We start from the raw sequence: 763 nt of genomic DNA, 5'->3' as shown, positions 1-763 counted from the left end.
GCCTTTTACGGCAACTTCAACCTGGACATGGATAGATCACCCGGTTTCGGGTCTACTCCGGCTGACTTGGCGCCCTATTAAGACTTGGTTTCCCTTCGGCTCCGGACCTTCAGTCCTTAACCTCGCCAGCCGACGTAACTCGCCGGACCGTTCTACAAAAAGTACGCGGTTCCACTTTATAATGGTTCCACAGCTTGTAAACACAGGGTTTCAGGTTCTCTTTCACTCCCCTCCCGGGGTCCTTTTCACCTTTCCTTCACAGTACTATGCGCTATCGGTCACTAAGTAGTATTTAGCCTTACGGGGTGGTCCCCGCTCCTTCCCACAAGGTTTCTCGTGTCTCGTGGTACTCTGGATCCCGCTCGCTCTCTTCTATTTTCAGGTACGGGGCTTTCACCCTCTCTGGCTGGCTTTCCCAAAACCATTCTCCTAATATACGAGTCACTTGTTGCGGTCCTAACCCCCGGATGCACGCATCCGGGTTTGGGCTCTTTCCATTTCGCTCGCCGCTACTTTGGAAATCGATGTTTCTTTCTCTTCCTCCGGCTACTTAGATGTTTCAGTTCACCGGGTTCCCCTCATACGTTATGGATTGGCGTATGGATACTTGAGGGCTTCTCAAGTAGGTTTCCCCATTCGGATATCTCCGGATCGTTGGATATTTGCTCCTCCCCGAAGCTTTTCGCAGCTTATCACGTCCTTCATCGGCTCTTAGTGCCAAGCATCCACCCTGCGCTCTTTCTAGCATAACCAACTTGCCTTC

Annotated in this window: 1 rRNA gene; it reads right to left on the bottom strand. The window is 51.6% G+C overall.

Going from position 1 to position 763, the window contains the following annotated elements:
* Positions 1-752, bottom strand: a 23S ribosomal RNA gene (locus tag DWX73_RS13380); the annotation flags it as partial.
* Positions 753-763 lie beyond the last annotated feature (11 nt).

The organism is Coprococcus sp. AF21-14LB, assembly GCF_003458885.1.
Lineage (GTDB): Bacteria > Bacillota > Clostridia > Lachnospirales > Lachnospiraceae > UBA9414.
The sequence above is the reverse complement of the archived record's forward strand: the minus strand, read 5'-3'. Positions and strand labels throughout refer to the sequence as shown.